The sequence below is a fragment of the Lentzea sp. NPDC102401 genome, assembly GCF_044765805.1.
GTDB lineage: Bacteria > Actinomycetota > Actinomycetes > Mycobacteriales > Pseudonocardiaceae > Lentzea > Lentzea sokolovensis.
In genome coordinates, this window is the sequence record NZ_JBIWKS010000002.1 from 742,533 (window position 1) to 754,586 (window position 12,054).

Annotated in this window: 17 protein-coding genes; 10 read left to right on the forward strand and 7 right to left on the reverse strand. The window is 69.9% G+C overall.

Features of this window, described 5'->3' with window-relative positions; all coding sequences use genetic code 11:
• Positions 1-28: 28 nt before the first annotated feature.
• Positions 29-1,339 carry an NlpC/P60 family protein gene (locus ACIRG5_RS08945; protein ID WP_402902304.1) on the forward strand — a complete coding sequence of 437 codons (1,311 nt, stop codon included), beginning with the start codon at positions 29-31 and terminating at the stop codon, positions 1,337-1,339.
• Between the two features lie 43 nt (positions 1,340-1,382).
• Here the strand turns inward: ACIRG5_RS08945 and ACIRG5_RS08950 are convergent, their stop codons facing one another.
• Positions 1,383-1,892 (reverse strand): GNAT family N-acetyltransferase, encoded by a 510-nt coding sequence (locus tag ACIRG5_RS08950; protein ID WP_402902307.1) that lies wholly within the window; start codon positions 1,890-1,892, stop codon positions 1,383-1,385.
• A gap of 14 nt (positions 1,893-1,906) precedes the next feature.
• Here ACIRG5_RS08950 and ACIRG5_RS08955 point away from each other — a divergent pair, with 14 nt between their 5' ends.
• Genes ACIRG5_RS08955 through ACIRG5_RS08970 form a run of 4 tightly spaced genes read left to right on the forward strand, consistent with a single transcriptional unit; the run spans position 1,907 to position 3,690 of the window.
• Positions 1,907-2,440 carry a TetR/AcrR family transcriptional regulator gene (locus tag ACIRG5_RS08955; protein ID WP_402902310.1) on the forward strand — a complete coding sequence of 178 codons (534 nt, stop codon included), beginning with the start codon at positions 1,907-1,909 and terminating at the stop codon, positions 2,438-2,440.
• Entirely contained in the window at positions 2,437-3,078 is a 642-nt protein-coding gene (locus ACIRG5_RS08960; protein ID WP_402902313.1) for an epimerase, read from the forward strand. The genes ACIRG5_RS08955 and ACIRG5_RS08960 overlap by 4 nt, the downstream gene beginning before the upstream one ends.
• Positions 3,075-3,464 carry a hypothetical protein gene (locus tag ACIRG5_RS08965; RefSeq protein WP_402902316.1) on the forward strand — a complete coding sequence of 130 codons (390 nt, stop codon included), beginning with the start codon at positions 3,075-3,077 and terminating at the stop codon, positions 3,462-3,464. Before ACIRG5_RS08960 ends, ACIRG5_RS08965 begins: the two co-directional genes overlap by 4 nt.
• A gap of 55 nt (positions 3,465-3,519) precedes the next feature.
• Positions 3,520-3,690 carry a hypothetical protein gene (locus ACIRG5_RS08970; protein ID WP_330277372.1) on the forward strand — a complete coding sequence of 57 codons (171 nt, stop codon included), beginning with the start codon at positions 3,520-3,522 and terminating at the stop codon, positions 3,688-3,690.
• Here ACIRG5_RS08970 and ACIRG5_RS08975 read toward each other — a convergent pair.
• From ACIRG5_RS08975 to ACIRG5_RS08985, 3 genes are all read right to left on the reverse strand, one after another.
• Positions 3,687-4,241: an isochorismatase family protein gene (locus ACIRG5_RS08975; protein WP_402902319.1), complete on the reverse strand. Its 555-nt coding sequence runs from the start codon at positions 4,239-4,241 to the stop codon at positions 3,687-3,689. The genes ACIRG5_RS08970 and ACIRG5_RS08975 overlap by 4 nt on opposite strands.
• A 73-nt stretch (positions 4,242-4,314) precedes the next feature.
• Positions 4,315-5,217 carry a GlxA family transcriptional regulator gene (locus ACIRG5_RS08980; protein WP_402902322.1) on the reverse strand — a complete coding sequence of 301 codons (903 nt, stop codon included), beginning with the start codon at positions 5,215-5,217 and terminating at the stop codon, positions 4,315-4,317.
• Complete coding sequence (locus tag ACIRG5_RS08985) at positions 5,214-5,762, reverse strand: cysteine hydrolase family protein (protein ID WP_093588544.1); 549 nt, start codon at positions 5,760-5,762, stop codon at positions 5,214-5,216. The genes ACIRG5_RS08980 and ACIRG5_RS08985 overlap by 4 nt, the downstream gene beginning before the upstream one ends.
• A gap of 92 nt (positions 5,763-5,854) precedes the next feature.
• Here ACIRG5_RS08985 and ACIRG5_RS08990 point away from each other — a divergent pair, with 92 nt between their 5' ends.
• The gene (locus tag ACIRG5_RS08990; protein ID WP_402902326.1) at positions 5,855-6,772 is read left to right on the forward strand and encodes a hypothetical protein; all 918 of its coding nucleotides are present in this window, start codon (positions 5,855-5,857) and stop codon (positions 6,770-6,772) included.
• Here ACIRG5_RS08990 and ACIRG5_RS08995 read toward each other — a convergent pair.
• Entirely contained in the window at positions 6,769-7,110 is a 342-nt protein-coding gene (locus ACIRG5_RS08995) for a DUF2203 domain-containing protein (protein ID WP_402902329.1), read from the reverse strand. The two genes, ACIRG5_RS08990 and ACIRG5_RS08995, sit on opposite strands and share 4 nt — an antisense overlap.
• A 27-nt stretch (positions 7,111-7,137) precedes the next feature.
• On the opposite strand from ACIRG5_RS08995, the gene ACIRG5_RS09000 reads away from it, so the two are divergent.
• Complete coding sequence (locus ACIRG5_RS09000) at positions 7,138-8,010, forward strand: oxidoreductase (protein ID WP_402902332.1); 873 nt, start codon at positions 7,138-7,140, stop codon at positions 8,008-8,010.
• On the opposite strand, the gene ACIRG5_RS09005 is transcribed toward ACIRG5_RS09000, so the two are convergent.
• Positions 7,997-8,740, reverse strand: a complete 744-nt coding sequence (locus tag ACIRG5_RS09005; protein WP_402902335.1) for an ABC transporter permease — start codon at positions 8,738-8,740, stop codon at positions 7,997-7,999. The genes ACIRG5_RS09000 and ACIRG5_RS09005 overlap by 14 nt on opposite strands.
• Complete coding sequence (locus ACIRG5_RS09010) at positions 8,737-9,645, reverse strand: ATP-binding cassette domain-containing protein (protein WP_402902338.1); 909 nt, start codon at positions 9,643-9,645, stop codon at positions 8,737-8,739. The genes ACIRG5_RS09005 and ACIRG5_RS09010 overlap by 4 nt, the downstream gene beginning before the upstream one ends.
• A 78-nt stretch (positions 9,646-9,723) precedes the next feature.
• Between ACIRG5_RS09010 and ACIRG5_RS09015 the strand changes: the two genes are divergently transcribed.
• From ACIRG5_RS09015 to ACIRG5_RS09025, 3 genes are all read left to right on the forward strand, one after another.
• A complete protein-coding gene (locus ACIRG5_RS09015; RefSeq protein WP_402902341.1) occupies positions 9,724-10,407 on the forward strand; it encodes a TetR/AcrR family transcriptional regulator in 684 nt (227 codons plus the stop codon).
• Positions 10,404-10,934, forward strand: coding sequence for a molybdenum cofactor guanylyltransferase (locus ACIRG5_RS09020; RefSeq protein WP_402902344.1), 531 nt, complete (start codon positions 10,404-10,406; stop codon positions 10,932-10,934). Before ACIRG5_RS09015 ends, ACIRG5_RS09020 begins: the two co-directional genes overlap by 4 nt.
• A gap of 62 nt (positions 10,935-10,996) precedes the next feature.
• Entirely contained in the window at positions 10,997-12,046 is a 1,050-nt protein-coding gene (locus tag ACIRG5_RS09025) for a MoxR family ATPase (RefSeq protein WP_093588020.1), read from the forward strand.
• Positions 12,047-12,054 lie beyond the last annotated feature (8 nt).

Sequence of the window (12,054 nt, forward strand, 5' to 3'; positions counted from 1 at the left end):
GGTCTAATGCGGTTGGAGGTGATGTCCCGTGTTGACACGACTCTCCGCCGTGGTCGCGGTGTTGATGACGGCCGTCCTCACGGGGACGGCCGCTGCCGTGCCGCCTCCTCCGCCGAACCCCAGTGACTCGGAGATCTCGGCGTCACGGGCAGAGGCGGACGCGAAGGCGGCCCGCGTCGGCGAGCTGACCGGGCGGCTCACGCAGGCGGAGTCGCGCCTGCAGGAACTGCTCGACGACGTCTCGTACAAGCGCGAGCTCGCCAACAAGGCCCGCGTGGACCTGGAAACGGCGATCTCCGAGGCCGAGGCGGCCCGCCGCGAGGCCACGGCCGCCCGTGTCGAGGCCGACGCGGCCTCCAAGGCCGTGGAGAAGAGCCGCCTCGAACTGGACGAGTTCGCGGCCGCGTCCTACGCGCAGGGCACGACCGTCGGGTCGTTCTCCGCGTACATCGGCGCCAAGTCGCCAGAGGACCTTCTCGCCCGTGCCCAGATGCTGGAGGCGGTGTCCGCGTCCAGCCTGAACCGGCTCGACCAGGTGACCCGCGACCAGGGCACGGCCGCGAACCTCGACTCCGCCGCCCGCGCCGCGCTGCAGAAGGCAGAGGCGAAGCAGGCCGCGGCCGACGAGGCCAAGAAGGTCGCCGAGCAGGCCCAGCAGGTGGCCGTGGACGCGCACTCGGCGCAGGCCGCGGCGACCGAGGAGTTGCAGTCCGACAAGGACGCCGTCGAACGTGAGCTCGCCTCGGCGCGCGGCGCGGTCAACGGGCTGGAAGCGCAACGCCAGCAGTACGACCAGTGGACCGAGGCCAAGAAGCGCGAGGACGAGGAGAACGCCCGCAGGGCCGCCGCGGCAGCCGCTGCCGCCGCCGCTCCGCAGGCTCAGGCACCCCGCCCGGCCGCCGCGGCGCCCGCGCCGTCCGGCAACCGCGTGCAGACCGTGATCAACCGGGCGTTGGCTCAGCGCGGTGTCATCTACGCGTGGGGCGGCGGCAACCACTACGGCCCGACGTACGGCGTGCGCGACGGCGGCGTCGCTGACTCGTACGGCGACTACCGCAAGATCGGCTTCGACTGCTCCGGCCTGATGATGTACGCCTTCGCGGGCGCCGGCGTGTACCTGCCGCACTACAGCGGCTACCAGTACAACTCCGGCCGCAAGGTGCCGCTGTCGCAGATGGCCCCCGGCGACATGATCTTCTGGGGCCCTGGCGGCGGCACACACGTGGCGTTGTACCTGGGCGGCGGGATGATGGTGGAGGCGCCTCATTCCGGTGCCGTGGTGCGGATTTCCCCGGTGCGGTACGGCGGCATCATGCCGTACGTGACCCGGATGCTGTGATCGGATCGGTGGCCCGCCGGGAGCGGGCCACCGGGTCTGTCGCTCAGAGGTCACGTGCCCAGAGCTGGCCGGTCACGTCGTGGCCGAAGCTGTGCTGGGGTGTCTCCTCGACCAGTTCGAACCCGTGCGCCTCGTAGATCTTCCGGGCGGACGCGAGGCCTGCGACCGTCCACAACACCATGCTTTTGTAGCCCGCGTTCTGGGCGAACTCGATGCACGTGCTGACGAGCTTGTTGCCCGCGCCGTGGCCACGCGCGTTCGGATGTACGAGCAGCACGCGCAACTTCGCTGTCGTGTCGTCCTCACGAACGCAGAGCACGCATCCGACGCGTTGGCCGTCGAGTTCGGCGATCCACGCGCCCTCTCTCGCGGGGTCGTGGTCGGCCGCGTAGTCGCCGACGATCTTGGCGACCAACGCCTCGAACGAGGTGTCCCAGGCGAGTTCGGACGCGTAGAGCTCGCCGTGCGCCTGGACCACCCAGCCGAGGTCGCCGGGCCGGCCGAGCGGGCGGATCAGCATGGTCGCCTCCACTGACACGACTGTTTCAGTCATGTCAAGATACCGCCATGCCGTCCGCCCGGGAGACCGAACTGCTCGAAGCCGCCTACCGGTACGTGCTCACCCACGGCCTCGCCGACGTGTCGCTGCGGCCGTTGGCGGCGGCCATCGGATCGAGCACACGCGTGCTGCTCTACCTGTTCGGCAGCAAGGAAGGCCTGGTCAGGGCGTTGCTGGCGCGGGCGCGTGCCGACGAACTGGAGCTGCTCGCCGACATCGGCACCGGTCCCGGCGTCGTCGCGCGGCTGTGGGAGTGGCTGTCCGCGCCCGCACACCGGCCGTTGCTGACGCTGTGGCTGGAGGCCTACGCGCGCTCTCTCGTGGAGCCTGACGGGCCGTGGGCGGGCTTCGCGCGTGCGACCGTGGAGGACTGGCTGGAGGTGTTGCGCGCCGCTCAATCCGAGGACGTGCGCGACACCGCTGGCGGACTGGCGTCGCGCACGCGTGAGCTCGCGTTGCTGCGGGGCGCGTTGCTGGACCTGCTCGCGACGGGGGACGGCGAGCGCGTCACCGCGGCGGTGGGGTCTAGTTTTGCGGTGTGAAGATCGTGGTGTTCGGTGCGTCCGGAATGGTCGGTCAGGGTGCGTTGCGGGAGTGCCTGCTCGATCCGGCCGTCGACTCCGTGGTCACGGTCGGGCGTTCGCCGTCGGCCGTGGCGGATCCCAAGCTGCGGCACGTGGTGCACGCCGACTTCGGTGACCTGTCGCCGATCGCGGCGGACCTGGCCGACGCCGACGCGTGCTTCTACTGCATGGGCGTGACGTCCGCGGGGCTGAGCGAGGCCGAGTACACGCCCGTGACGCACGACTACGCGGTTGAGGCCGCACGCGTTGTCGGTGGCACCTATGTGTACGTGTCCGGCGAGGGCGCTGATGCCGAGAGCAAGACGATGTGGGCGCGGGTGAAGGGGCGCACGGAGAACGAGCTGCTGGCGCTGGACCGGCCGGTGTTCGTGGTGCGGCCCGGGTTCATCCAGCCACGGCACGGGATCACGTCGCGCACCCGCATCTACCGCTACCTCTACTCGTGGTCCTCGTGGCTGTTCCCGCTGCTGAAGAAGGTGGCGCCGAAGTTCGTCACGAGCACCGACGAACTCGGCCGCGCGATGGTGGCGCTGGCCAAGGGCGCTCAGGCGACGCGGGTGTTGCGCAGCGACGAGATCAACCGGATCGCGGGATGACGCTCGAGGAGGCCATCCGCGAGTACCAGGAGGACGGCTACGAGGTCACGCACGTCGTGGAGTCCGTGTGCGGCGGGTGTGGCGAGAAGTCGTTCCACGTGCAGATGACCGAGGACCAGGCGATGTGCCGGACCTGCCTCGGCTGCGGCCTCGCGGAGTTCATCGCCGACTCCGAGGAGCACTGGGACGACGAGGACGCGGAGGAGTGCGAGTGCACCTGTGGCGGCGAGGAGTTCGCCGCCGCTCTCGGGTCGTCGTGCCGCCCGGACGGCGAGGTGCGCTGGCTGACCGTCGGGCTGCGGTGCCTGAAGTGCGGGCTGTGCGGTGTGTACGAGGACTGGAAGATCGACTACATGCCGAGCAGACACCTCATCACGCGGGCCTGACCGCGTCCCGACTGGGAGATGCCGGTGTCGGACCTCGTCGTTACGATCGGGTGCCATGGGCGATTTCAAGATCGGCGACACCGTTCAGATCACCGGCACGACGATGACGGGCAACGTCGGCACCGTCGTCCACTTCGACGACGAGCGCGGGAAGATCCTCGTGCGCATCAGTGCCGACACGCAGAACTACTTCCCGGCCGGTGAGCTGAAGAAGTTCTCCGCCTAGGACTTGAACGCGTCCTCGGTCTTCACGACGCCCGCGGTGCGACCCGGCGCCGTGTGGTTCTCCCAGTACAGGTTCGTGTGCGCGATGACCTTGTCCGGGGTGGGCGCGCCGTACTCCGACAGGTCCTCGGTCGTGTGCGCGTCGCTGACCAGCAGGGCGTCGTAGCCGCGCACGACGGCGCCGTGCAGGGTCGAGCGGATGCACTCGTCGGTCTGCGCGCCGGACACCACGAGGCTGCCGATTCCCTTGCCCGCCAGCACTTCCTCGAGGTTCGTCGCCTCGAAGGAGTCGGCGTAGGTCTTGTGCACCACGGGTTCGCCGTCGGCGACCTTGAGCTCGGGCACGAACTGCCAGCCGTCGGACTCCTTGGGCATGTGCTCGGCGTTGCTGTGCTGCACCCACACGACGCCGACACTGGCCGCGCGCGCCTTGTCGACGAGGGCGGCGACGTTGGCGACGACCTCGTCGCGGTTGTGGGCGTGGTTCACCACGCCGTTCTGCACGTCGATCACGAGCAACGCTGTGTTGGGGCGGTTCGCCAGAGTCGTCACGCGGCCAGCTTAGGCCGCTTCCGGTGGCGTGCGAGGGTGTTCCGTCGACTGTGGACGGCCGCACGCGTGCGGCTCAGCGGGAACGCAGCCGCCGCAACATCCGGGCGTCCTCGAAACCGACGTTGCGCGCGGCGGTCTCGACCGTGGCGCCTTGACCGATCAGGTGTTCGGCCCGTTCGACGCGCAACGCCTGCTGGTACTTCAACGGCGTCATGCCCGTCGCACGGCCGAACAACCGCGTCACGGTCCGTTCGCTGCAACCGGCGTGGACGGCGAGTTCCGCGAGCGAGAGACGGTCGGCGAGGCGTGACTCGATGACGTCCTGAACGCGGTGCACGGTCTCGTTGATGTGCGAGCGGTGCCGCAGCAGCACACTGGCTTGCTGGTCGTCACCGTTCCTGCGCGCGTAGATGACCATCGTGCGTGCGATCGCGGCGGCGACCGTGGGCCCGTGGCGCACGGCGACGAGATGCAACGCGAGGTCGATGCCGCTCGCGATGCCCGCGGACGTCACGACCCTGTTGTCCTCCACGAACAAGACGTCACGCACGACGTGTGCGGCGGGATAGCGCCGTGCGAGTTCCTCTTGCAGTTCGTGATGCGTGGTGCAACGCCGTCCGTCGAGCAAACCGGCGCGCCCCAACGCATCCGCGCCGGCACACACACTCGCCACCGTGCCGCCGTTGTCGTGGTGAGCGCGCACCCACGCCAGCGCGCGTTCGCTCAGATGTCCGGTGCCCACGATCTTCGGCGACCGCCACCCCGGCACGAACACGAGGTCGTCCACCTCAAGAGAGGGCAACTCACGCGACGCGCCCAGCGGCACGCCCTGATGACTGAGCACGGTGTCCATGTCACCGACGTAGGACAGCGCGTACCCGTCCACCAGGTCGGCAGCGCTGGAGAACACCTGCGCCGGCCCCGCGAGGTCGAGCAGGTGCACGGAAGGTGCGAGCAGGAAGACGACTCTGGTCACGATCCGGTCAGCGTAGCGACATCCGAGATCCGCGCGAACCGGCCCGCCAGCACATATTCGGTCCGCTCGATGATCTCCTCGACGCCGAGCACCTTCCCGGTCCGCCAGTGCGGCAACGGCGTGGTGGCGGTCGCGTCCGTCACGAACGTCATGTCGAACCCGAGATCCGACCCGACCCGCGTGGTCGTCTCGCAGCACTGCTCGGTCCGGATGCCGCTGATCAGCAACTCCCGCACACCCCGCGTCGTGAGCGTCTGCTGAAGGTTCGTCGTGGTGAACGCGTTGTGCGCGGTCTTCGTCAGCACCGGTTCGTCGTCGAGCGGCTTGAGGCCGTCGATCAGCCGCACGTGACCCAGCGCGGGGTCGAACACGTCGCCGGAGCCGGGCTCGGAGTGCAGCACCCACACCACCAGGTCGCCGGCGTCGCGACTCAGATCGACCAGCTGGTTCACCTTGCCGACCACGTCCGGGTTGGACACCTCGGCCCAGTTGGGGCGCTGACGGAACGACTCCTGCACGTCGATGACGATCAATGCTCGCTTCATGACCACCAGCCTGCCGGGCTCGAAGATCGCGGAACAGGCACGGGCCGGGCAAAGGGCGGACGGATCTGGTCACCCGTGCGAAGATCACGGACGTGAAGCTGCGCGTGCTGGCGGGCGATCCCGCGGATCCGGGCATGGGGGCCGAGGTCGAGGTGGCCGCGGGCGCCGGCCCGAGAAGCGGCCTCGCCGTGCCGTACCTGCGCCTGGTCGGCCGCCACGGCAGCCGGGAGATCCTGGTCGGCGAGGCACGGGTCACCGCGACGCGCGTCGAGATCGCGGTCAGCGCCACCTGGACCGAGACCGGCGGCTGGCACCGGGAACCCTGGAACGGTGAGGCGCTGGGCGAGACCCTCACGCACCCCGCTCACCCGATCCGGCCCAACCAGCGGGACGTCTCCATCGCCAAGGGCATCGCCGAGGGATCGCGCAACACCGTCGGCGAACTGCGGCAGCTGCGCTACGAGATGGAACGCCAGGTCGCCGACCTGCTGACCCAGCGCACGAACGCGAAGCTCCGGCTGATCATGGCCCAGCTCGTCGAACTGTCGATCGCGTTCAGCCGTGCCCGTGACTTCGCGCGCGAGGCCATCCGTGAGCAGCTCTGGATGCGCGACGGTGGCGCGTTACCGCACTGCCAGGCGATGGACACCGAGCTCGGTGACGAGATGACGCGCCTGCAGTCGTTGCTGGGCAGCGTGTCGACGCTCGCCGTGGCCCAGGACGGCGAGGCGCAGCAACGGTTCAACACGCTCGCTGCCGCCGCCGCTGCCGGACTGGGTCTGCCCGCCCTGATCCTGTCGCTGTACGGCGCGGACGAGTACCTGCCGTTCACGTGGGACAAGGCGTGGCGCGCGCTGACCCCGATCGCGGGCGTCCTGACGGTGGCAGCCGGGATCATCCTGAGCCGCATGCCCGGACGCACCACCGGGAAGCACCACCTGGTGGCCGCCGGACTCATCACCGGCCTGATCGCGGTGCTGCTGATCGCCGGATTCCTCGCGCCGGGCTAGATCCGGCGGCGGCCCGCGAACCCCAGATCCGTCCGGTGGTACCAGGCCAGCTCGCGGTCGCCTTCGAGCCAGCACAGCAGCACCGGCACACCGTCCCTCTCCGACGGGAAGTCCACCAGCAACGGCGCGAAGCCCTTCAGCTCCGCCCCGCTGTGCTGCACGGTCTCCATCAGCTCGTCGAGCCGGGCCTGCGCGGCCTTGAACTCCGGCAGTCCGCCCAGGGCGGACTCGCCGGCGGCGAGTTCGGCGGCGTCGGCCCGCAGGCGCACGATCTCGTCCAGCGACGGCAGCAGGCGTTCGAGTTCGGTCCTGGCTTCGGAGAGGGTGAACAGTGGCACGGCGCCAAGGCTGGCACAGTGGTGGGAATGACGTGGCGACTGGGTGACCTCACCGTGAACCGGATCGGGTTCGGCGCGATGCGGCTGCCTCAGCGGGGGACGGCGTTCGACCGCCGTGCCGAGCCACGCGACCGCGGGCAGGCGATCGAGGTGCTGCGGAAGGCCGTGGAGCTCGGGGTCAACCACGTCGACACGGCCGCCTTCTACTTCTCCGCCACGCGGTCGGCGAACGAGCTGATCAACAGCGCGCTCGCGCCGTACCCGGAGGACCTGGTGATCGTGACCAAGGTCGGGCCGGGCCGCACGCCGCAGGGGGAGTGGCTGCCGCTCGCGACGCCGCGGCAGCTGCGGGGACAGGTCGAGGAGAACCTGCGCCAACTCGGCCGCGACCACCTCGACGTGGTCAACCTGCGGGTGAGCGGTCTGGACGACGTCAGCGCGCACTTCGAGCAGCTCGCGGCGCTCCGGCAGGACGGCCTGATCCGGCACCTCGGCCTGTCCAACGTCAAGCCGCACCACCTCGACCAGGCGCAGCGGATCGCGCCCGTGGTGTGCGTGCAGAACTCCTACGGGCTCGGGCACCACCCCGAGCAGGACGACTTCGTCGGGGTCTGCGGGGAGCGGGGCGTCGCGTACGTGCCGTTCTTCGCGCTCACCGGCGCCAACCAGGAGGCCGGGACGTCGGCCAACGACGACGTGGTCACCGAGATCGCCCACGACCGCGACGCCTCGCCCGCGCAGATCCGGCTGGCGTGGACGCTCGCGAGAGGGCCGCACGTGCTGGTCATCCCGGGCACGGGCGATCGTGAGCACCTGCGGCAGAACGTCGAGGCGGGACGGCTGAGCCTCACCACGGACGAGCTCACCCGCCTCGACGCCGCGCACCTCAACGGGAGCTGATCCGCCGGAACAGCCAGGTGGCCCATCCGAAGGCCACGACCAGAAGGCCGCCCGACCACGCCAGTGCGAGCCGGCCCGACGACACGGGCTGGTCGGTCAGCAGAGCGCGCACGGTCTCGATGACCGGCGTGATCGGCTGGTGCTCGCTGACGGCGCGCAGCCAGGCCGGCATCGTCGCCACCGGCACGAACGCGCTGCTCAGGTACGGGATGAACAACATGAAGAACCCGAGCAGGCTGGCCGACTCGACGGTCCGCGCGATCACCCCGAAGCCCGCCGCGAGCCACGACAGCGCCAGCACGTAGAGCAGCAGCAGGCCCATCGCCACGATCCAGGAACCCAGCGACGCCGTCGGCCGGAAGCCCATCAGCAAGGCCACCAGCACCACCGCGAACGTCGCCAGGGCGTTGCGGGCGACCGACGCGGCGACGTGACCGGTCAGCACGGAGAAGCCGCTGATCGGCATCGAGCGGAACCGGTCGACCACGCCCTTCTTCATGTCGTCGGCCACGGACATCGCGGTGGACGTGGCGCCGTAACCGGTGCACAGCACGATGATGCCGGGCACCACATAGTCCACATAGGACTGCACCGAGCTGATCGCGCCGCCGAACACGTAGACGAACAACGCCATCATCAGCACCGGCAGCACGATCGCCATGATCAGCGTGTCGAGGTTGCGGCGGCTCAGGCGGATGCCGCGGCCGGCCATCGTCAGCGAGACGGTCATGCGGCCACCGCCGTCAAGGTCGTGAAGACGTCGTCCAGGGTCGGGCGGTGCGCGGACACCCGCGACACGCTCACCCGCGCCGCCAGCAGGTCGTCCAGCACGCGGTGCAGGTGCACGGCAGTGCCGTCGGACGGCACGCCCAGCGTCGCCCCGTCGGCCACCCCGCCGACCACGGCCTGGGCTCGCGCCGCGTCCTCGGCGCACGAGAAGGTCAGGTCCAGCCGGGTGCCGCCGACCGAGTTCTTCAACGCGTCCGCGGTGCCGTCCGCGACGACGCCTCCGTTGTGCAGCACCACGATCCGGTCGGCGAGGCGGTCGGCCTCCTCCAGGTACTGGGTGGTGAGGAAGATCGTCACGCCGTCGCGCACCAGGTCGCCGATCGCGTCCCACATCGTCGTGCGGCTCACCGGGTCGAGGCCGGTGGTCGGCTCGTCCAGGAACAGCAGCCGCGGCCGCGCCACCAGGCTCATCGCGAGGTCCAGGCGCCGGCGCATGCCGCCGGAATAGGTGCGCACCCGCCGGTCCGCCGCCTCGACCAGGTCGAACCGCTCCAGCAGTGCGACCGCCCTCGCACAGGCCGCCGATCGGGCGAGACGGCGCAGCCGGGCGATCATGACCAGGTTCTCCCGGCCGGTCTGCTCCTCGTCCACCGCCGCGTACTGGCCGGTCAGGCTGATCACGCCGCGCACGGCGGCGCCCTCCCGCTCCACGTCGAACCCGCACACGCGGGCCGCGCCGCCGTCGGGCCTGGTCAGCGTGCTCAGGATGCGGATCGCGGTGGTCTTGCCCGCGCCGTTGGGCCCGAGCAACGCGAGCACGGATCCTTCCGCGACCTTCAGGTCCAGGCCGTTCAGCACGGTGTTCGAGCCGTATCTCTTCGTCAGGCCCTCTGTCTCGACGATCATGGAACCCCCCTTTTATGCGTACCTAATACGCAAAACCTAAATGAGCGTATGGCATACGCATCTGTTTGACTAGAGGGCATGAAGAGGGGGCGCAAGCCGACCATCGACGCCGCCGACATCACGCGGGCCGCCATCGCTATCGCGGACGCCGATGGGCTTGCCGCCGTGTCGATGGCACGCGTCGCGCAGGAGATGGGCAACGCGACGATGGCGCTCTACCGGCACGTGAAGAGCAAGGACGAGCTCCTCGCGCTGATGGCGGACGCCGCGTTCGACGATCCGCCGCCCCTGCCGGACGGCGACTGGCGGGACAAGCTCGGAGTCTGGGCGAGGGAGATGCTCGGCGGCATCCGCAGGCGCCCGTGGTTCCTGCAGATCCCGATGAGCGGCCCGCCGACCGGTCTCAAGAGCCTCGCCTGGTTCGACAGCGCGCTGGGCGCGCTCGAGGGCACGCCGCTGGAGGCGGGGGAGAAGGTCGGCGTGGTGATGGGCCTGATGACGTTCGTGCACGGCGAGGCCTGGCTGAGCGTCACGCTGCAGCAGGGGTTCGACGACGACCCGGCCCAGTTCAGCCGCCAGTACGGGCAGCGGTTGCGCGAGATCGTCGACCCGCGCCGCATGCCCGCTCTCGCGAAGATCGTCTCGGCCGGCGTGTTCGACGTGGACGACCTCTTCGACGCGGAGGACGTCGCCGCCGACTTCGACTTCGGCCTGCACCTGTTCCTGGAGGGCGTCGCGACGCACATCGGAGGCAGGGCATGACGTACGCGGTGATCATCCTCACCGGCGGCACGGGCGAACGGCTCGGTGGCGTCGACAAGGCCGCACTGTCCTATCGGGACGCCACGCTGCTCGACCACGTGCTGTCCGTTGTGGACGACGCGAGTCAGAAAGTCGTTGTGGGACCGGAGAAGAACCTCCCCGGCGTCGTCTGGGCGCGCGAGGATCCACCCGGCGGCGGACCGCTCGCCGGACTCGCCGCCGGACTGGCGAAGATCACGGAGGACTGGGTCGCGGTGCTCGCCGTCGACCAGCCCGGCCTCACGAAGGACACCATCGCGAGGCTGCGCGAGACAGGACGCAACGCCGTGCTCTCCGACGACCGCGTGCAGTGGCTGATCGGCTTCTGGAACGCCGCTGAGCTGCGCGAAGCCCTCCCCGAAGATCCACGGAATCTGCCGTTGCGCAAGACTCTGCTGCGACTCGACCCCGTCGAAGTGTCCGCTTTGCCCGGTGAGGCTCAGGACGTCGACACGCCCGCCGACCTGGACACCCTTCACAGCGGTTGAACAGGCGAAGGGTAAGACTGTTCCACTATCGGTAAAACCCTGTTCCGCATGGAGGCCCGCACGTGACCGAGCCCGCCGCCGAGGCAACGCCGAACGCATCGGCGCCCGTCACCCCGGCTCGTGACGCCCAGCTGCTCGAACGCACCGTGTTCGAGGTGAAGCGGGTCATCGTCGGCCAGGACCGGCTCGTCGAGCGGATGCTCGTGGGTCTGCTGGCCAAGGGCCATCTGCTGCTCGAAGGTGTGCCGGGTGTCGCGAAGACGCTCGCCGTCGAGACGTTCGCCCGCGTGGTCGGCGGCTCGTTCTCGCGCGTGCAGTTCACGCCCGACCTGGTGCCCGCCGACATCCTCGGCACCCGAATCTACCGCCAGTCCACCGAGACGTTCGACGTCGAGCTCGGGCCCGTCGTCGCGAACTTCGTGCTCGCCGACGAGATCAACCGCGCGCCCGCCAAGGTGCAGTCGGCGATGCTCGAGGTCATGGCCGAGCGGCACGTGTCCATCGGTGGCCGCACGTTCCCGATGCCGAACCCGTTCCTGGTGCTGGCGACGCAGAACCCGATCGAGAACGAGGGCGTGTACCCGCTGCCGGAGGCGCAGCGCGACAGGTTCCTGTTCAAGATCCAGGTCGAGTACCCGACCGCGGAGGAAGAGCGCGAGATCGTCTACCGCATGGGCGTCGAGGCGCCCACGCCGAACCAGGTCCTCTCCCCGGAGGAACTGGTGCGCCTGCAGGGCGTCGCGTCGCGCGTCTTCGTCCACCACGCGCTCGTCGACTACGTGGTGCGCCTGGTGATCGCGACCCGCGCGCCCGGCGAGCACGGCCTCACCGACGTCGCCGGCTGGGTCGCCTACGGCGCCTCGCCGCGTGCGTCGCTCGGCATCATCGCCGCCGCGCGTGGCCTCGCGCTCGTCCGTGGCCGTGACTACGTGCTGCCGCAGGACGTCGTGGACGTCGTCCCGGACGTGCTGCGCCACCGTCTCGTGCTCTCCTACGACGCGCTGGCCGACGGCGTGCCGCTCGACCACATCATCACCCGTGTGCTGCAGATCGTGCCGTTGCCGCAGGTGTCGGCCCGTCCGCAGCAGCCGGTTCCGGCTGGTAGGCCGTGAGCCGGCCA